The sequence below is a fragment of the Phaeovulum sp. genome (genome assembly GCF_047638075.1).
Taxonomy (GTDB): Bacteria; Pseudomonadota; Alphaproteobacteria; order Rhodobacterales; family Rhodobacteraceae; genus UBA6197.
Genome location: NZ_JBLJBV010000018.1, coordinates 26,978 through 44,826, shown reverse-complemented (window position 1 = coordinate 44,826; position 17,849 = coordinate 26,978). Strand labels below are relative to the sequence as shown.

The 17,849-nt window shown below is 63.7% G+C and carries 14 protein-coding genes; 9 read left to right on the top strand and 5 right to left on the bottom strand.

Going from position 1 to position 17,849, the window contains the following annotated elements; all coding sequences use genetic code 11:
• The first annotated feature begins 3 nt into the window (after positions 1–3).
• Entirely contained in the window at positions 4–1,383 is a 1,380-nt protein-coding gene (locus ACM62R_RS02330; protein ID WP_415182461.1) for an aspartate aminotransferase family protein, read from the top strand.
• 3 nt (positions 1,384–1,386) lie between these two features.
• On the opposite strand, the gene ACM62R_RS02325 is transcribed toward ACM62R_RS02330, so the two are convergent.
• Positions 1,387–2,379 (bottom strand): GlxA family transcriptional regulator, encoded by a 993-nt coding sequence (locus tag ACM62R_RS02325; protein ID WP_415182460.1) that lies wholly within the window; start codon positions 2,377–2,379, stop codon positions 1,387–1,389.
• A 53-nt stretch (positions 2,380–2,432) separates the two neighbouring features.
• Here ACM62R_RS02325 and ACM62R_RS02320 point away from each other — a divergent pair, with 53 nt between their 5' ends.
• Genes ACM62R_RS02320 through ACM62R_RS02290 form a run of 7 tightly spaced genes read left to right on the top strand, consistent with a single transcriptional unit; the run spans position 2,433 to position 10,660 of the window.
• Complete coding sequence (locus ACM62R_RS02320; protein WP_415182459.1) at positions 2,433–3,320, top strand: 3-keto-5-aminohexanoate cleavage protein; 888 nt, start codon at positions 2,433–2,435, stop codon at positions 3,318–3,320.
• A gap of 31 nt (positions 3,321–3,351) precedes the next feature.
• Positions 3,352–4,899: an ABC transporter substrate-binding protein gene (locus ACM62R_RS02315; protein ID WP_415182458.1), complete on the top strand. Its 1,548-nt coding sequence runs from the start codon at positions 3,352–3,354 to the stop codon at positions 4,897–4,899.
• Positions 4,896–6,350: a carnitine 3-dehydrogenase gene (locus ACM62R_RS02310; RefSeq protein WP_415182457.1), complete on the top strand. Its 1,455-nt coding sequence runs from the start codon at positions 4,896–4,898 to the stop codon at positions 6,348–6,350. Before ACM62R_RS02315 ends, ACM62R_RS02310 begins: the two co-directional genes overlap by 4 nt.
• On the top strand, positions 6,347–7,318 hold the full coding sequence (locus ACM62R_RS02305) for an ABC transporter permease (protein ID WP_415182456.1): 972 nt from the start codon (positions 6,347–6,349) through the stop codon (positions 7,316–7,318). Before ACM62R_RS02310 ends, ACM62R_RS02305 begins: the two co-directional genes overlap by 4 nt.
• Before the next feature lie 4 nt (positions 7,319–7,322).
• On the top strand, positions 7,323–8,150 hold the full coding sequence (locus ACM62R_RS02300) for an ABC transporter permease (RefSeq protein WP_415182455.1): 828 nt from the start codon (positions 7,323–7,325) through the stop codon (positions 8,148–8,150).
• Positions 8,151–8,153: 3 nt separating this feature from the next.
• Positions 8,154–9,770: an ABC transporter ATP-binding protein gene (locus ACM62R_RS02295; protein WP_415182454.1), complete on the top strand. Its 1,617-nt coding sequence runs from the start codon at positions 8,154–8,156 to the stop codon at positions 9,768–9,770.
• A complete protein-coding gene (locus ACM62R_RS02290; protein WP_415182453.1) occupies positions 9,767–10,660 on the top strand; it encodes an alpha/beta hydrolase in 894 nt (297 codons plus the stop codon). The genes ACM62R_RS02295 and ACM62R_RS02290 overlap by 4 nt, the downstream gene beginning before the upstream one ends.
• 14 nt (positions 10,661–10,674) lie before the next feature.
• Here the strand turns inward: ACM62R_RS02290 and ACM62R_RS02285 are convergent, their stop codons facing one another.
• The 4 genes from ACM62R_RS02285 to katG form a co-directional block, all read right to left on the bottom strand.
• Positions 10,675–11,757 carry an ABC transporter ATP-binding protein gene (locus ACM62R_RS02285; protein ID WP_415182452.1) on the bottom strand — a complete coding sequence of 361 codons (1,083 nt, stop codon included), beginning with the start codon at positions 11,755–11,757 and terminating at the stop codon, positions 10,675–10,677.
• Positions 11,754–13,328, bottom strand: coding sequence for an ABC transporter permease (locus tag ACM62R_RS02280; protein WP_415182451.1), 1,575 nt, complete (start codon positions 13,326–13,328; stop codon positions 11,754–11,756). Before ACM62R_RS02280 ends, ACM62R_RS02285 begins: the two co-directional genes overlap by 4 nt.
• 55 nt (positions 13,329–13,383) lie before the next feature.
• Positions 13,384–14,334: an iron ABC transporter substrate-binding protein gene (locus tag ACM62R_RS02275; protein ID WP_415182450.1), complete on the bottom strand. Its 951-nt coding sequence runs from the start codon at positions 14,332–14,334 to the stop codon at positions 13,384–13,386.
• Between the two features lie 224 nt (positions 14,335–14,558).
• Positions 14,559–16,736, bottom strand: coding sequence for a catalase/peroxidase HPI (gene katG, locus ACM62R_RS02270; protein WP_415182449.1), 2,178 nt, complete (start codon positions 16,734–16,736; stop codon positions 14,559–14,561).
• A 153-nt stretch (positions 16,737–16,889) separates the two neighbouring features.
• Between katG and ACM62R_RS02265 the strand changes: the two genes are divergently transcribed.
• The gene (locus tag ACM62R_RS02265; RefSeq protein ID WP_415182448.1) at positions 16,890–17,795 is read left to right on the top strand and encodes a LysR substrate-binding domain-containing protein; all 906 of its coding nucleotides are present in this window, start codon (positions 16,890–16,892) and stop codon (positions 17,793–17,795) included.
• Positions 17,796–17,849: the final 54 nt, after the last annotated feature.

Sequence of the window (17,849 nt, the reverse complement as noted above, 5' to 3'; positions counted from 1 at the left end):
ACCATGCTTGACCGCGATAATGATCTGAACGCCTGGGACCGGGACCATTTCTTTCACCCCTCGACGCATATGGGGGCCCATGCGCGCGGCGATTTGCCCCGCCGGGTGATTTCTGGCGGTGAGGGCGTTTACATCACTGACAGCACCGGCAAGCGCAGCCTTGATGCCTTTGCCGGGCTTTACTGCGTCAACGTCGGTTATGGGCGCACGGAAATTGCAGACGCGATTGCCGAACAGGCCCGCGAACTGGCCTATTATCACGCCTATGTCGGCCACGGTACCGAAGCCAGCATCACCCTTGCCCGGATGATCATCGAACGTGCGCCCAAGAACATGAGCCGGGTCTATTTCGGCCTTTCAGGGTCGGATGCGAATGAAACCAACATCAAGCTGATCTGGTATTACAACAACATCCTGAACCGCCCGGAAAAGAAAAAGATCATCAGCCGGTGGCGTGGGTATCATGGCTCGGGCGTGATGACGGGCAGCCTGACGGGGTTGCACGCGTTTCACAACGCGTTCGATCTGCCGCGTGCGGGGGTCTTGCATACCGAGGCGCCCTATTATTTCCACCGCGAAGATCGCAGCATGAGCGAAGAACAGTTCAGCGCCCATTGCGCCGCCATGCTGGAGGAGATGATTCTGGCCGAGGGGCCCGATACGGTCGCGGCCTTTATCGGTGAGCCGATCCTTGGCACCGGCGGTATTGTGCCGCCACCAGCGGGCTATTGGGCGGCCATTCAGGCGGTGCTGAAAAAGTATGACATCCTTTTGGTGGCCGATGAGGTGGTCACCGGGTTTGGCCGTCTGGGCACCATGTTCGGGTCTGATCACTACGGGATGGAGCCGGACCTGATTACCATCGCCAAGGGGCTGACCTCGGCCTATGCGCCTTTGTCAGGGTCGATTGTCAGCGACCGGATGTGGCAGGTTCTGGTGCAGGGGTCTGATCAGTTGGGGCCGATTGGCCATGGCTGGACCTATTCCGCCCATCCGATCTGCGCCGCGGCCGGGGTTGCCAACCTGAAGCTGATCGACGAATTGGGGCTGGTCGCAAACGCCGCCGAAACGGGGGCCTATTTCCGCAAATCCCTGGCCGATGCGCTGACGGATCACCCCAATGTTGGCGAAGTGCGTGGCGAGGGGCTGGTGGCCGCGGTCGAATTTGTCGAAGACAAGGACGATCGCCGCTTTTTCGACCCCGCGCGCAAGATTGGACCGGCAGTTTCAGCCGCCTTGCTGGAATGTGGCGTGATTGGCCGGGCGATGCCGCAGGGCGATATTCTGGGCTTTGCCCCGCCCCTGTGCATGACCCCGTCCGAGGCCGATACCGTGGTGGCCGCCACCGTCAAGGCTGTCGCCAAGGCTTTGCCCCGGCGCTAGGGGTCAGTGACCGGCGGCCAAGGGTCGCCGGGTTTGCCCGATGGTCTGGCGGAACTGCTGCCGATAAGACCGCGCCAGTGTCTGCGCCGACTGAAAGCCGGTGCGGGCCGCTATTTCGGCAAGGGTCAATTGCGTCTCCATCGCCAGGGCGCGGGCGTGTGACAGGCGGATGCTGCGGTAATAGCGGCCCGCCGACATGCCCAGCGTCGTCGTAAACAGCCGGTCCAGCGTGCGCAGCGATACCGCCGCCTGTTCGGCAATCTGCGGCAGCGGCAGCGGCGCATCGGCGCTTTGGCGCATGTGCAGGATCGCGCGTTGCAGGGGCGCGGGCAGAATGCGGTTGGCCGTGCGGCCTACGGGGCGGTCCGGGGTCGGCGCGGCGGGGTCGGTCTGGTGCTGGAACATATTGGCCACGTCAAACCGCAACGCCGCGTCGGCGCGCTGCCCGATCAGGTCCAGCACCCAGGCCAGCACCCCCTGCGCCCCGCCACAGGTGATGATATTGCCGTCGGTGACATAGGGGGCGGCAACTGGTTTCAGATCCACAAAGGCTTCGGCAAAGGCGTCCAGTTCCAGCCAGTGGATCGTTGCCCTGCGGCCATGCAACAGCCCCGCCGCCGCCAACAGCCACGCCCCGGTATCCAGCGCCCCGATGATCGGCACGCCGCGTGCCTTGCGGCGGATCAGGGTCAGGGTGTCGCGCTGCAAATGGTCGCGCACACGGTAGCCCGCCACCAGCACCAGCGCATCGGTCGCGCCGATACGGTCTGCGGCAATATCCACCCCCACCGCCAATCGCGAAGACGAGATCGCCGGCCCCCCTGTCAGTGACGCCACCTGCCATGAAAACAGCCGCTTTCCTGACAGGTCGCGCGCCGCGCGCAGCGGCTCTATCGCGCTGGCCAGCACCATGTTCGAAAACCCGTCGAACAGCAAAAAGGTGATATTCAGTGGTAATATTGGCGACATCAGCACAATATATGACAGAATCAGCACATACTGCGAGAGGTTTCTCCCTAAGATAAGATCAAATCAAAAAGGGGAATGCGATGAATCGCGATGTTTTCATCACCTGTGCGGTGACGGGATCGGGGCAAAGCCATCTGAAATCGGACCGGGTTCCGGTCACGCCGGCCCAGATTGCCGACGCCTGTATCGAGGCGGCCAAGGCGGGCGCGGCCATTGCCCATGTCCATGTGCGTGACCCAAAGACCGGCACCCCGTCGCGCGACCCCGCGCTATACCGCGAAGTGGTCGACCGGGTGCGCAATTCTGATACCGATGTGGTGCTGAACCTGACCGCCGGAATGGGCGGCGACATTCTTTTGGGCTCGGCCGAGGCACCGCTGCCGCTGTCGCCCGCGACCGATCTGGTCGGCGCGACCGAACGGCTGGTCCACGTCGAGGAACTGCTGCCCGAGATTTGCACCCTTGATTGCGGCACGATGAACTTTGCCGAGGCCGACTATGTGATGACCAACACCCCCGGCACGCTGCGCGCGATGGCCGCCCGGATCAAGGCCGCCGGTGTGCGCCCCGAGATCGAGGCGTTCGACCTTGGCCATCTTTGGCTGGCGAAAACGCTGGTGGATGAGGGGCTGATTGACGATCCGGTGCTGATTCAGCTGTGTATGGGTATTCCCTACGGCGCCCCCGCCGATACCAACAGCCTGATGGCGATGGTCAATAACGTGCCACCGGGCTGGGTCTATTCGATGTTTTCCATTGGCCGGATGCAGATGCCCTATGTCGCGCAGGCCGCGCTGGCCGGGGGCAATGTGCGGGTCGGGCTGGAGGATAATATCTGGCTTGATAAGGGCGTTCTGGCGTCAAACGGCGATCTGGTTGACCGGGCCGGAACGATCCTGACTGCCATGGGCGCGCGGATCATTGGCCCCGCCGAGGTGCGCGAAAAGCTAAAGCTGACCCGCCGCTAAGCGGGCAATAAGAACAACAGGGAGAACTGCCATGGATTTTCAACTATCACGCCGTAACCTGATGCTGGGCACAGCCGCGATGGGGGCCGCGACGCTGATCCTGCCCCGGGGGGCGCGCGCCCAGGAACCGCGCCGTGGCGGCACGATCCGCCTGGCGCAGGTGGGCGGGGCGACATCGGACACGATTGACCCAGCCACCTATGCCGCCGGGCCACTGGTGACCGCGATGCTGGCCGTATGCAACACGCTGGTCGAGATTGACGCCAAGGGCGAGGCCGTTCCCGAACTGGCCGAAAGCTATGAGCCGGATGGCGAAGCGCGGGTCTGGACCTTCCGCCTGCGCGATGGCGCGACATTCTCGGACGGGCGCAAGGTGACGCCGGCGGATGTGATTGCATCCTTCAACCACCACCGGGGCGACGATACGATTTCGGGGGCCAAGGGCTCGCTTGAGCAGGTGATCGACATCCGCGCCGATGGCGATAACGCGGTGGCGTTTGAACTTTCCAGCGGCAATGCGGACTTTGCCTATCTGACCTCGGATTACCATTTCGTCATCATGCCCGCGAAAGACGATGGCAAACTTGACTGGCAGTCGGGTCTTGGCAGTGGCGGCTATGTGCTAGTCGAACATGAACCGGGGGTGCGCTTTACGCTAAAGCGGCGTGATGATTACTGGAAGACCGACCGCGCCTGGTTTGACGAGGCCGTGCTGTTGACGATCAACGATGCGACCGCCCGGCAAAACGCGCTGATGACCGGCGAGGTTGACGTTATCAGCTCGCCCGATCTGGGCACGTTGCACCTGTTGGAGCGTCGCCCCGGCCTGACCCTGGTCGAGGTGACAGGCACCGCGCATTACACGATGCCGATGTTTTGCGACACCGCCCCCTTCAACGACCCCAATGTCAGGCTGGCGCTGAAACACGCGATCAACCGGCAAGAGGTGCTGGACAAGGTGTTGCGCGGCCATGGTCAGATTGCCAACGACAGCCCGATTGCCCCGGCAAACCGCTACTATGCCGCCGATCTGCCGAAAAACGACTATGACCCCGACAAGGCGCGCCATTACCTGAAACAATCGGGTCTGGACGGGCTGAAGATTGATCTGTCGTCGTCCGATGCGGCCTCGGTCGGGGCGCTGGATATGGCGCTGCTGTATCAGCAGGCCGCGTCGGCCGCCGGGATTGACATTAACGTGCACCGCGAACCCGAAGACGGTTACTGGTCGAACGTCTGGCTGAAAAAGCCGTTCTGCGCCAGTTACTGGAATGGCCGCCCGACCGAGGATGACATGTTCAGCCTGGTCTATGCCAAAGGCGCCGAGTGGAACGAAAGCCACTGGGACAACGCCCGTTTCAACGAACTGCTGCTAAAGGCCCGCGCCGAACTGGACGACGGTCTGCGCCGCGAAATGTATACGGAAATGCAGGGTCTGGTCAGCAGTGACGGCGGCACGGTGATCCCGGTTTTCGTGAACTACATTGACGTGCGTAACGACAAGGTTGCCCATGGAGAGGTGGCCAACAACCGCTTCCTTGACGGCTGGAAGATCGTCGAGCGGTGGTGGGCAGCATGAAGATTGCAGCCATTGGCGGCGGCGTTATCGGTGGCGGCTGGATTGCCCGTTTTCTTCTGAACGGGCATGACGTCACCGTTTATGACCCCCACCCCGAAGCCAGCCGCGTTTTGGGCGAGGTGGTTGGAAATGCCACCCGCGCCTATCAGCGGATGCTGCTGGCACCGCTGCCCGAACCGGGGCGGCTGATCTGGGCGGACTCGATTGCCGAGGCGGTCGAGGGCGCCGGTTTCATTCAAGAAAGCGTGCCCGAACGGCTGGACCTGAAACACCGGATTCTGGCCGAGATCGAGGCCGCGGCCCCGGCGGATGCGGTGATCGGTTCCTCCACCTCGGGGTTCAAGCCGTCAGAATTGCGCCAAGGCGCCAAACACCCTGACCGCATCCTTGTGGCGCACCCCTTCAACCCGGTTTACCTGTTGCCCGTGGTCGAAATTGTCGGCGGCGCACCCGACGCCCCAGCGGTAGTGAAATGCTGCGATCTTTTGCGCAGTGTTGGCATGAAACCCGCCGTGATCGCCGCCGAAATTGACGCCCATATCGGGGACCGTCTGCTGGAAGCGATCTGGCGCGAGGCGCTTTGGCTGGTCAAGGACGGTATCGCCACGACCGAGGTAATCGACGACATCATCCGCTATGGCTTTGGCCTGCGGTGGGCGCAGATGGGTCTGTTTGAAACCTACCGCATCGCCGGGGGCGAGGCCGGGATGCGGCATTTTCTGGCGCAATTCGGCCCTGCGCTGAAATGGCCCTGGACCAAGCTGATGGATGTGCCCGACCTTGACGATGCGCTGATCGACATGATTGCCGAACAATCCGATGCGCAGTCCGGCGCCCATTCGATCCGCGAATTGGAGCGGATTCGTGATGACAACCTGATTGGCATCTTGCAGGCTCTGAAGGCCAATGACTGGGGCGCGGGCCAGACCTTGCGCGAAATGGAGAACCGGCTTTATGCCCGCGCCGTGCCTGCACCGGTGGGCTATCCGCTGGTGTTGCACCACGCGCTGGTGCGCGGCGACTGGGTCGACTACAATGGCCATATGACCGAATTTCGCTATCTTCAGGTGATGGGCGATGCGACGGACGCGCTGATGATTCACGTTGGGCTGGATGAGGCCTACCGCGGCACCGGCCATTCCGCCTATACGGTTGAAACCCATATCCGGCATCTGGCGGAAACCTCGGCCGGGGCCAAGCTTTCTGTGGAAACCCGGCTTTTGGGGCATGACGCCAAACGCTTTCGCCTGCATCACAGCATCCGCACCGATGATGGCGTCGAGGTGGCAACCGGCGAACACATGATCTTGCATGTGGATACCGTTGCGGGGCGCGCCGTGCCTATGCCCGCCCCGCTTTTGGCGCGGTTTGATGCGCTTGCCGCGCAGGAAACCGACGCCCCCCCCCTTCATGCCGGGCAAGGTATCCGCAGCATTGGTAAGGGCGCATGAGTGGCGCACAAGGCCACGCGCTGCGCCGCATGATCCTGACCCGGATTGGCCTTGGCCTTGGCACGCTATGGCTGATTTCGGTGCTGGTGTTTCTGGCTGTCAGCCTGCTGCCCGGCGATATCGCGCAGCAGGTGCTGGGCCAATCCGCGACGCCGGAAACCGTGGCCGCCTTCCGGCGTGAACTGGGGTTGGACCGGCCTATCGTCTATCGCTACCTGGATTGGGTTGGCGGTATCGTGCAGGGCGATTTTGGCCAATCGCTGGCCAATGGTCGCCCGGTTTCCGAACTGCTGGCGGGGCGTTTGGGCAATACGCTGTTTCTGGCGGGCTATGCGGCGGTCATTGCCGTGCCGCTGGCGGTGGTGCTGGGGCTGCTGGCCGCGCTGTGGCGCGGTAGCTGGTTTGACCGGGTGATCAATACGCTGACGCTTTCCGCGATTTCGTTCCCTGAGTTTTTCATCGCCTACATCCTGATGTATTGGCTGTCGGTCCGGTTGGGGATCTTTCCCTCGATGGCCAGTTTTGGCCCCCGCCCCGACCTGTGGGATATGCTGACCCGCGCATTCCTGCCTGCGGTGACGCTGGTTTTGGTGGTTACCGCGCATATGATGCGGATGACGCGCGCGGCGGTGGTCAACGTGCTGGGCGCGCCCTATATCGCGATGGCGCGGCTGAAGGGTGCGTCGAACTCGCGGGTGGTGGTGCGCCACGCGCTGCCGAACGCGCTGGCCCCGGTGATCAACGTGATCGCGCTGAATGTCGCGTGGCTGATCACTGGCGTGGTGATTGTCGAGGTGGTCTTTGTCTATCCCGGTCTGGGCCAGTTGATGGTCGATTCCGTGACCAACCGTGACCTTGCAGTGGTGCAGGCCTGCGCGCTGATCTTTGCGGCGGTCTATATTTCGCTGAACCTTCTGGCCGATGTGTTGGCAATTGCCACCAACCCGCGCCTTCTGCACCCGAGGTAGCGGCATGGCAAACCTGACACGCACCCTGCGCCATATCCCGCTGACCGCCCTTTTGGGGATGGTGCTGATCGCGCTTTATGCGGTTGTTGCCATTGGCGCGCCGCTGCTGGCCCCCTTTGGCGAGGCTGAAATTGTTGGCGCCCAGTTTGAACCATGGGGCGGCGACTATATCCTGGGCACCGATGCGCTGGGGCGCGACATGCTTTCGCGGCTGATCTGGGGCGCGCGCAATACCGTTGGGGTTGCTGTGCTGACCACCTTCCTTGCCTTCATCATAGGGGCGGTGCTGGGGCTTTTGGCGGCGGCGCTGGGGGGCTGGGTCGATATGGGCCTGTCGCGGCTGGTCGATCTGTTGATGGCGGTGCCGGCGCTGATCTTTACGCTGCTGGCGCTGTCGGCACTGGGGCCGGGGGTCACAAATCTGGTGATGGTCATCGCGGTGCTGGATGCGACGCGGGTGTTTCGGCTGGCACGCGCCACCGCCATGAACGTGATGGTGATGGATTACGTCGAGGCCGCCCAACTGCGCGGCGAAGGCATCTGGTGGCTGATCCGCTACGAGGTGCTGCCCAATATCGCGGCGCCCTTGGTCGCGGAATTCGGGCTGCGGTTCTGCTTTGTGTTTCTGACCATCTCATCGCTGTCGTTTCTGGGTCTGGGGATGCCGCCGCCGATGGCGGACTGGGGTTCCATGGTGCGCGACAATGCCGCGCTGATCACCTTTGGCGACATCACCCCCTTGCTTCCGGCGGCGGCGATTGCGGTGCTGACGGTGGCGGTCAACTTCGTGGTGGATTGGATGCTTCACCGCGCCTCGGGCCTGAAGGAGTAATCCATGGCACCCTTGCTGGACATCCAGGGACTGAAAGTCGACGCGCGCGGCGAGGACGGCTGGACGCCGATCCTGCATGGCGTCAACCTGCAACTGAACCGCGGCGAGGTGGTCGGCCTGATCGGGGAATCGGGGGCCGGGAAATCAACGCTGGGGCTGGCGGCGATGGGCTATTCGGCCCCCGGTTGCCGCATTTCGGGCGGCAAGATCCTGTTTGATGGCACGGATCTGGCCCACCTTTCGGGCCGTGCTGCACGCAACATCCGTGGCCGGCGTATCGCCTATGTGGCGCAGTCGGCGGCGGCCAGTTTCAACCCCGCCTGGCGGCTGATGGCCCAGTTTCTGGAGGGGCCGCAGATTCACGGCACCGCGTCGCGTCAGGAATCCGAGGCTTTCGCCCGCGACCTTTACAAACGGATGCACCTGCCCGACCCGGACCATTTCGGCCTGCGCTTTCCGCATCAGGTCTCAGGCGGGCAATTGCAGCGCGCGATGGTGGCCATGGCGATGGCCTGTCGCCCCGATGTGATCGTCTTTGACGAACCCACGACCGCGCTGGATGTCACCACTCAGGTCGGCGTGCTGGCCGCAATCCGCAGCGCGGTGCGTGATTTCGGCACCGCCGCGATCTACATCACCCATGATCTGGCCGTGGTCGCGCAGATGGCCGACAAGATCAAGGTCATGCGCCACGGCCGCGAGGTTGAAGAGGCCCCGACCCGGCAGATGATGGAGACCCCGAAAGAAGACTATACCCGTTCGCTTTGGGCGGTGCGCAATTTTCGCCGCGCCGACCGGGTCTTGCCCAAGGCCGAATTTCCGGCGCTGCGGTTGCAGGGGATTACGGCGGGCTATGGTGCGTCAGACGTGTTGCGCGATGTCAGCTTTGAGGTGCCCCGCGGTGCGACGGTTGCGGTGGTGGGCGAATCCGGGTCCGGCAAATCCACGACCGCCCGTGTGATCACCGGGCTTTTGCCGCAGCGCCAGGGTCTGGTTGAACTGGACGGCCAGCCACTGCCGCCGCGTCTGGCGGACCGCAGCCGCGAACAGCTGCGCACGGTGCAGATGATCTATCAGATGGCCGATACCGCGCTGAACCCGCGTCAGACCCTGCGCCAGATCCTGGGCCGCCCGCTGAAATTCTACCATGGCCTGACCGGCACCGCGCTGAACACCCGCCTGAATGAGCTGATGGAGCAGATCGAACTGGACCCGGCCGACTACCTCGACCGTTTGCCGGGCGCTCTTTCAGGGGGGCAAAAACAGCGCATCGGCATTGCCCGCGCGCTGGCCGCCGAACCCACCTTCATCATCTGCGATGAGGTCACCAGCGCGCTTGATCAGTTGGTTGCTGAAGATATCTTGCGCCTGCTGAGCCGGCTTCAGGACAAAACCGGTGTTTCCTACATGTTCATCACCCATGACATTGCCACCGTCCGCGCAATCGCGGATGAGGTGGTGGTCATGCGTCAGGGTCAGGTCATGGATGCGGGAAGAAAAGAAGATGTCCTGACCCCGCCTTTGCACCCCTATACCGCTGATCTTCTGGCCTCGGTCCCCGAACCCGACCCCGATTGGCTGACCCAACGCATCGCGGCGCAATCGGAGCCAGTCAAATGAGCCAAATCACCGACCCCGAGGTTCTGGATTTCATCGCCCGCACCGATGATGCCTACCCACCAGACTCCAACGGTGCCAGCGCGACCGAGAACCGTCGCTATTATGATCAGATGTGCGCCCGCTTTCGCGCGCCGCGCCCCGAAGGGCTGGCCGTCGAAGACCGCAGTATCGGCGGTGTGCCGTGCCGGGTTTACGGCGTCGATCGGGGGGCGTTCGTGCTATACCTGCACGGCGGCGGCTTTGTGGTCGGCGGGCTGGACAGCCACGATGATGTCTGCGCCGAGATTGCCGATGCGACCGGCCTGACCGTGGTATCGGCCGATTACCGGCTGGCCCCGGAACACCGCTACCCGGCGCAAATCACCGATGTGCAGGCGGTCTGGCGGGCGCTGGCCGGTCAGGGCCGGCAGGGTGTGGTCGCGGGCGACAGCGCAGGCGGCAATCTGGCGGCGGCGCTGTGTCTTGCCATGCGCGATATGGCGGGGCCAATGCCGCTGGGTCAGGTGCTGATCTATCCGGGTCTGGGCGGTGATCAAACCGCGCCCTCCTACACTGAAAACGCCATGGCCCCGATGCTGCGTACCCAGGATCTGGCGTCTTACCGCGCCATGCTGCACGGCCCGGACAATAGCGCCACAGACCCGCTGGCCGCCCCGCTGTGCGCGCCAGATCTGACCGGCCTGCCCCCCGCTTTTCTGGTCAGCGCCGATGTGGACCCGCTACGCGATGACGCCCGCGACTATGCCCTGCGCCTGACCGCCGCCGGCGTGCCCGCCCATTGGCGCAATGAACCGCAACTGGTTCACGGCTATCTGCGCGCCCGCCGCACCAGCGACCGCGCAAGGCGCAGCTTTGCCGCAATCATCGCGGCAATCGCACGGATGGCCTGAGGCGGTTTGCGGGATCAGGCCGCAGGCGGATCATCGTCCAGAACATGGGCGGTGCCGGTGATGGTAACGGCGGCAATATCACCCGTGCACAGGGGCAGATCGGACGGTTGGCGCAGATTGAAGGTTGCATCATGGGTGGCGGCCGTTCCGGGCACCGCAATGGGCCGCATCCTGATGCTGCAATCGGCCCCGCCGAATTCGACCTCAAGGATTTCGACCGTGGGGATGCCGTCATCGCGCGGGTTGTGACAGGGGTGCAGATGTAGCTGATCAGGGCGCAGCAGGATCAAGGCGTGGTCGCGCGCCTTTGGTTCATCGACGGGCAGGTGGCCCAATGCACAATGCGCCATGCCCGCGCGCAGCGTTGCGGGCAAGATGATCGCATCCCCCAGAAATTCGGCCGTCAGCCGGTTGCGCGGTTTGCGATATAGCGCGCGTGGCGGGCCGACCTGTGCAAAATGCCCCTCGTGCATGACCGCGATCTGATCGCCATAAGACAGGGCCTCAACCCGGTCATGCGTGACCAGGATCGACGCGATCCCGGCCTTGGCCAGCACGGCGGTGACGGCCTTGCGCATTTCCGCGCGCAGGCCGGTATCCAGCGACGAAAACGGCTCGTCCAGCAGCATCAGGCGCGGTTTGCGCACCATCGCGCGGGCCAATGCGACGCGCTGTTGCTGGCCACCTGACAACTCGTGCGGATAGCGCGCAAGCGAGGGTTTCGACAGCCCGACAAGATGCCCCACATCTGCGATGATCTGCGCGCGGTCGGGTGCTTTGGTCGCGATGCCAAAGCCGATATTGTCGGCAACGGAAAGGTGCGGAAACAGCGCACCATCCTGCGCGACCAGGCCAATACCGCGCAAATGTGTCGGCAGGCTGGTAGTGGCGTCCGCGATCAGCACCCCGTCCAGCAGGATGCACCCGGTCGTCGGCGCCTCGAACCCGGCGATAAGGCGCAGCAGCGTTGTCTTGCCACAGCCCGACGGCCCCACGATTGCCGTGCGCTCGCCCGGCCGCAGTGAAAGGTTGATGTCGCGCACCGCACCAACGGGCCCAAAGGATTTCGACAGGTTTTCAAGGGTCAGGACGCTCATCTGCCGGCCATGCGCCGTGACTGCACGAACAAGACCCAGGTGAGAGGCAGGGACAGGGCGACCATGATCAGCGCATAGGGTGCTGCGGCGGCATAGTCCAGCTCGCCGCTTTTGGCCCAGAACGCCAGTGCCAGCGTGCGCGTGCCATTGGGGGCCAGCATCTGTGTCGCCGTCAGTTCGGTCATGATGCCGATACCCACCAGCGCCGCGCCCACCGCCGCACCCGGCGCGGATAGCCGCATGGTGATCTGCAAAAGCGCCTGGAACGGGTTGCGCCCCAGCACACCTGCCGCCTGTTCCAGTTCTACCGGCGCACGCGCAAGGCTGGCGCGCAGGTTGATCATGGCGCGCGGCAGAAACATCAGCGCATAGGCGGCAAGGATGGTCGCAACACTTTGATATAGCGGCAGTGCCACGCGCACGGTGATTGTCACCAGCGCCAGCGCCACGACAACACCGGGTAGCGCGCCAACGATATAGTTGCCCGCCTCCAGCAGGCGCGGCAGCGGTCCGCTGCGCCGGTTGGCAAGCCACGCGGCCGGTGTTGCCATCACCACGGCCAGCAGCGCACCGCCCACCGCCAGCACCAGCGTCTGCCAAAAGGCAAGGCCGATCGCCCCCATGTCCCAGACCTGCGCACCGCCCGCGACCAGCCAGCGCGCGATGGTCAAAAGCGGCACCCCGAGGCTAAGAGCCGCAACACCAAACGGCAGCGCAAGGCACGGCCAAACTGCACGGCCCAGCCGCATCCGGCGCGGTTTGCGTGCCGCGCCCGATCCGACACGCGCATAGCGCGCACGCCCGCGCAACATGATCTCGGCGGCCAGAACGGCAAGGCAGCAGATCACCAGCACCCCGGCCAGCATGTTGGCCGCCGCACTGTCAAAGCGCGACTGGAACTGATCGACGATGGCCGTGGTGAACGTATCAAAGCGGATAAAGGCAAACAGCCCGTATTCCGTCAAAAGATGCAGCGCCAACAGCAGCGACCCGGCCAGAATTGCCAGCCGCAGTTGCGGGACGACGACATGCAAAAACACCCGCCAGGGCGTATGGCCAAGGGCGGCCGCGGCCTCTTCCAGCCCCGGATCCAGAAAGCGCAGCGCAGCGGCGACGGGCAGATAGACGAAGGGAAAATAGGCCAGGGTTGAAATCAGCACACCCGCAGGCAGCCCGTGCAGGCCGGGCAGCACGGTGATCCACGCATAGCTGTGCACGAACGCCGGCACCGCCAGCGGCGCGATGGCCAACCACGCCCAGACCCGCGCGCCGGGCAGGTCGCTGCGTTCGGTCAGCCAGGCTAGCGCCAGTGACAGCACCACCGAAATCGGCACCGTCAGCGTGATCAGCAAAACGGTGCCGATCAGCAAATCACCCACACGCGGGCGAAACACCAGCGCCGCCACTGTGGGCCAGCCGCTTTGCGCCACCGCCCAGATGACAAAGCCAAGCGGCACCAGCGCGAACACCATCACCAGAACCGCCGCCACGCTGATCAGCGACGGCGCGCGCAGCCGCCGCAGGCGGGGCAGCGGCGCCGGGCTGTAGGCGCGGTGTTCGATGATGCCCATGGCTTACTTGCTCATTTGCTGATGACGATCTTGTGGCGCACCGGTGCGCGCGTATTCAAAGCAAGCCGGCCTCGGTCATCAATGCGCTTACCTTTGCGGCGTTCAGATCGGAAGGGTTGATCTGTGGCGGGTCCAGCGTGTCCAGCGGAACCAGCGCCGGGTTCGATGCCCCGACAAGCGCATATTCCAGCGACTCGCCCGTGCGCAGAATATCCTGCCCGCCCTGCCCCACGATCCATTTCAACAGCTGTTGCGCCGCCTCTGGTTGCTTGCTGGAGGCCAGAACCCCGCCGCCTGACACACTGACGAACGCGCCGGGATCGCCCTTGCCGAAATAGTGCAGCGCCACGTTTTTACTGTTTTCGCCGGTCTTGGCCTGATCGCGGTAGTAGTAATAGTGATAGATGATGCCGCCCTCGACCTCGCCCGCGTTGATCGCCTTCATCACGCTGCTGTTGCCGCGATAGGCGGTAAAGTTGGCTTTCATCCCCTTTAGCCAGGCGCGGGTGGCGTCTTCGCCCTCAAGGTCGAGGATCGCCGCGACGATCGCCTGAAAATCGGCCCCCGTGGGGGACGCGGCCCACCGCCCCTTCCAGGCCGGATCGGCCAGATCCATGATCGAGCGCGGCGCGTCCGCATCGCTCAGCTTGCGGGTGTCATAGGCAAACACGGTCGAGCGCGCGGCAACCCCGATCCAGTGGCCGTCAGTGGGGCGGTATTGCGGTGCCACCATGTCAAGCGTGTCAGGTGCGACGGCGGCAAAAAGCCCGGCATTGTCGACCAGCGCCATGGCGGGCGAATTTTCGGTCAGGAACACATCCGCAGGCGAAGCGGCCCCTTCTGCGACGATCTGGTTGGCAAATTCCGTATCCCCGCCGTCGCGCAGGACCACCTGGATGCCGGTCTGTGCGGTGAACCCCTCCACCCAGGCCTTGGTCAGGTTTTCGTGCTGGGCATTGTAAACGACCAGTTGGACAGCGTCCTGCGCAAAGACAGGGCCAGCCACAGCCAGGGCCCCAAGGGCCAAACCGCTGGTGAGGCATGATCTTCGTGTCAGCATGAGACGCTCCGATGTTTTTACTAAGATATATGAGTCACCTATCTTTATCCGAGCAATTAAGTCAATTATCCTCTCCGCAAAACGGGAAACACTCTCCCTTTCGTGAACGCACCAACACCGGCCCGCGCGCGGGTGAACGCAGCCGGGCGACCAAAAGCCGCCCGGAACGATCATTCAGCCTGGTGCAGGTCGAACCGGTCCGCGTTCATCACCTTGGTCCAGGCCGCGACGAAATCGTGGACGAACCGCTTAGCCCCGTCACGCTGCGCGTAGACCTCGGCATAGGCGCGCAGGACCGAGTTTGAGCCAAAGACCAGGTCGACCCTGGTTGCGGTCCAGCGCACCTGCCCGCTCGCCCGGTCGCGAAGCACATAAAGCCCGTTCTCGATAGGTGCCCAGCTATGGCCCATATCCGTGAGGTTCATGAAAAAGTCGGTGCTGAGCGCGCCGGGCCGGTCGGTGAATACGCCGTGCGGGGTGGCGCCGTGATTGGCCCCGATCACCCGCATCCCGCCGATCAGGGCGGTCATTTCGGGCGCCGAAAGCCCCATAAGCTGGGCGCGGTCCAGCAACAGCTCTTCGGGGGTGACAATATAGTCCTGTTTCACCCAGTTCCGGAACCCGTCATGGATCGGCTCCAGCACGTCGAAAGAGGGGGCGTCGGTCATCTCGTCCGTGGCGTCCCCGCGGCCCGGCATGAAGGGAACCGTCACCGGCACACCCGCCGCAACAGCGGCCTGTTCGACACCGACGTTGCCACCCAGAACGATCACGTCCGCGATACTGGCGCCGGCCCGCGCCGCGATGGGTTCCAGCACGGAAAGGACACGGGCCAGCCGCGCGGGCTCGTTGCCTTCCCAATCTTTCTGGGGGGCAAGGCGGATGCGGGCCCCGTTCGCACCGCCGCGCAGATCCGAGCCGCGAAAGGTGCGCGCGCTGTCCCAGGCGGTGGCGACCAGGTCGGCGGTGCTTAGGCCGCACGCTGCGATCTGCGCCTTTACCGCGTCCACGTCCCAGCCGGTCGGGCCCTGCGGCACCGGATCCTGCCAGATCAGGTCTTCGGACGGTGCGTCGGGGCCGACATAGCGCGATTTCGGGCCCATGTCGCGATGGGTCAGCTTGAACCAGGTGCGGGCGAAAACATCCGAGAAATGTTCTGGATCCTTGTAGAACCGCGCCGAGATTTCGCGGTAGGCCGGATCCTTGATCATCGCCATGTCGGCGTCGGTCATGATCGGGTTGTGGCGAATTGACGGGTCTTCAACGTCAACGGGCTTATCCTCTTCCTTGATGTTGATCGGTTCCCATTGCCAGGCCCCGGCAGGGGATTTTTTCAGTTCCCAATCATAGGTGAAGAGCAGGTAGAAATATCCGTTGTCCCATTTGGTCGGATGCGTGGTCCAGGCCCCTTCAAGCCCGCTGCTGACAGTGTTGCGGCCGACCCCGCGGCTGGTGTGGTTGTTCCAGCCCAGCCCCTGTTCGGTCAGGTCTGCGGCCTCTGGGGCAGCGCCCAAAAGGGCCGCATCGCCGTTGCCGTGGCATTTGCCGACGGTATGGCCGCCGGCGGTAAGGGCGACCGTCTCTTCGTCGTTCATCGCCATCCGGGCAAAGGTTTCGCGGATTTGCGCGGCGGTCTTTAGTGGGTCAGGCTGGCCGTTCACGCCTTCGGGGTTCACATAGATCAGACCCATCTGCACGGCGGCCAGCGGGTTTTCCATGGTCGCCGGGTTTTCCAGATCGCCATAGCGGGCGTCCGAGGGTGCAAGCCACTCTTTCTCGGCGCCCCAATAGGTGTCCTTTTCCGGGTGCCAGATATCCTCGCGGCCAAAGGCAAAGCCATAGGTTTTCAGCCCCATCGACTCGTAGGCGACGGTCCCGGCCAGGATGATCAGGTCCGCCCAGCTGACCTGGTTTCCGTATTTCTGTTTCACCGGCCACAGAAGGCGGCGAGCCTTGTCAAGGTTGACGTTATCGGGCCAGGAGTTCAGCGGCGCAAAGCGCTGGTTGCCGGTCCCGCCGCCGCCGCGCCCATCCGCGATCCGGTAAGAGCCGGCCGCGTGCCAGGCCATCCGGATCATCAAACCACCGTAATGCCCCCAGTCTGCCGGCCACCAGTCCTGACTGTCCGTCATCAGCGCGTGCAGATCCGCCTTTAGCGCGCCCGCGTCCAGACCTTTCAGGGCGTCGCGGTAGTTGAACCCTTTTAACGGATTCGTCTTTGTGTCCTGCTGGTGCAGGATGTCGAGGTTCAACGCATTCGGCCACCATTCCATATTGGTGCGGCCGATGGCGCTATGGGCGCCGTGCATGACCGGGCATTTGCCGCCGTTGTGAGGGGTTCCGTCCATCGTGCTGGTCCTTTCAAGGTCGTTGCGTGCGGTCCCCGCAGGCCGGGGGTTTGCGACAGACTACAGCGCGGTGAATCCATGATAAATTCAATTGGTTCTATAGCTACGATAGGCTAAATCAATGAATACGCTGGCACGCTTACAGGATCCCTCATGCTTACGCTTCGACAAATGGCCTTTCTCGTCGCGATCGCAGAGGAGATGAACTTTACCCGGGCCGCGGCCCGGTGCCACGTCACCCAACCCTCGCTAAGCGCGGGCCTGCGCGAACTGGAGGCACGGCTTGGCGTAAAGCTGGTTGAGCGGACCAGCCGATCGCTTTTGCTGACCGAGGTCGGAGAGGGGGTCGTCAAAGAGGCGCGCAAACTTTTGGAGGGGGTGCACCGCATCGAGACGCTGGCCGCAGCCCATCTGAACCCCGAACAGGGTGATCTGCGACTGGGGGCGATCCCGACCATCGGGCCCTATCTGTTGCCCCGCGCGATCCCAGAGATCCGGGAAACCTTTCCACAGCTGCGCGTCTTTATCCGCGAAGAGATGACCGAAAGCCTGCTGGAGGGGGTGGAAAGCGGCCGGCTGGACCTTGCGCTTATCGCCCTGCCGTTTGAGACGGGGGCGTTGGCGACAACACCGCTATTTTCGGACGGCTATCACCTTGCCACGCCAGAGGGCATGCCGCTTGACGCGGCAAAGCGGGATCTTGATCTGTTGCTTCTTGAAAGCGGTCACTGTCTTCAACGCCACGCGCTGGCGGCGGTAGACACCTCAGCGTTCCGGCGGAACGCGCATTTTGAGGCAACGAGCCTGCCCACCTTGATTGCGATGGTCGGAGAGGGGCTGGGTATGACCCTTCTGCCCAATCTGGCGGTTCGGACCGGGGTGGCAGAGGGGCAAGGCGTTCGCCTGACCCCGCTGCCGGATGCCCATCCGCGCCGGGTGGCGCTGGTCTGGCGCAGAACCACGGCACGGTCCGAAACCTTTCGCACGATCGGAAAGATCCTGTGCCGGGTTGCGCGTGGTGCTGGGGCTTGTCCAACCCCGAGACAGGGAAAAACGTGACTATCCCGCCCCTTTAGCCCAACGCGGGTCACGCAGAGTTTTGGCGCAGGCGCG